We start from the raw sequence: 1,070 nt of genomic DNA, 5'->3' as shown, positions 1-1,070 counted from the left end.
TTCTTGTGTGCTCACCAGTTTGTGGCAACTCAGCTTGAGGAACTTCAGTATCTGGAGTCGGTGGTGTAGGTGGTAAAAAATGATACCCTCTCAATAACATAATTCTTATGCCATACAACAGTTGGTTTTTCTGGTGTTTTTGGTTCAACCGGTCTAGCTGGAACTTCAACCACTTTTGGTGTTGGAGTAGTTAGGTCCGTACCTACTGCAACAACCCATTTGCCATCATTTGATGAAAGGCTCAAAATCTCATAACAGTTAATCACATGCTTAATTAAATGCATATCCGTATATTCACGCATGCTTGACTGATTCAAATTATCATAGGTGACAACAAATTGGTCACCTATGTAATTTGAATGAATTCAGTCTCATTATTAGACTAAGGACTGGTTGCTACAATATCAGAAGCCCCATCTTCACGTTGAAAGGTCAAATTTTGAACAGTTTCTACATCTTTTAGATCTTGGAAACCATTATCATTCATGTACTTATCATAAGCTTCTTTAGCGTATTGCTCTAGGTCTATATTGTATTTCATAAGATAAACTTCATACTGAGCTTTAGCATCGTCTTCTTCATCCTTAATATCAAAAGCTTGTCATAGGCTACTTTATCTTTATCATACTGTACTTTCTTAGCTTAGTTTTATTGTAAATCTTTATCGTATTGCACACTTTAGATATATTATAAACAGATATTTCTGCATAATACTTACCTTTAGTTTCAGCCGTCGTCTTATCTGCTGATGCTTTTTCGAATACTTTAGAACCATAAGTCAATATTTGATTATTACATTCTTACAATACTGCATCATAAGTTTTTTATCAGCTTGATATTTAGCTATATCTTTTTCATAGTAGCTTAATCAGTATCATACTATGCTTTAGAAGCAGAGTTTACTTTATCCGCTGCTGCTTTTCAGCCACTTTAGCATTATACTTAGCCTTTGCTTTATCATAATCAGCTAAATCTTTTTTGTGGTCTTCTTTTACTTTCTGTTAACCATAACCAACTGTATTAATCTCTTTTAATTGTGCATGATTGTCAGCAATAGCACTCTCTAAAGA

2 protein-coding genes are annotated in these 1,070 nt (G+C 34.0%); both read right to left on the bottom strand.

Features of this window, described 5'->3' with window-relative positions; translation table 11 throughout:
- Positions 1 to 44 precede the first annotated feature (44 nt).
- Positions 45 to 302 (bottom strand): hypothetical protein, encoded by a 258-nt coding sequence (locus CGS49_RS14265; RefSeq protein WP_011681181.1) that lies wholly within the window; start codon positions 300 to 302, stop codon positions 45 to 47.
- An 80-nt stretch (positions 303 to 382) separates the two neighbouring features.
- Complete coding sequence (locus CGS49_RS14260; RefSeq protein WP_179859096.1) at positions 383 to 541, bottom strand: hypothetical protein; 159 nt, start codon at positions 539 to 541, stop codon at positions 383 to 385.
- Positions 542 to 1,070 lie beyond the last annotated feature (529 nt).

It is taken from the genome of Faecalibacterium langellae, from assembly GCF_002549775.1.
GTDB classification, from domain to species: domain Bacteria; phylum Bacillota; class Clostridia; order Oscillospirales; family Ruminococcaceae; genus Faecalibacterium; species Faecalibacterium langellae.
The sequence above is the reverse complement of the archived record's forward strand: the minus strand, read 5'-3'. Positions and strand labels throughout refer to the sequence as shown.

What these genes read in the sequence shown, in the direction of transcription:
- CGS49_RS14265 (WP_011681181.1), bottom strand. Translation starts at nt 302, where the DNA reads ATGCGTGAATATACGGATATGCATTTAATTAAGCATGTGATTAACTGT.
- CGS49_RS14260 (WP_179859096.1), bottom strand. Translation starts at nt 541, where the DNA reads ATGAAATACAATATAGACCTAGAGCAATACGCTAAAGAAGCTTATGAT.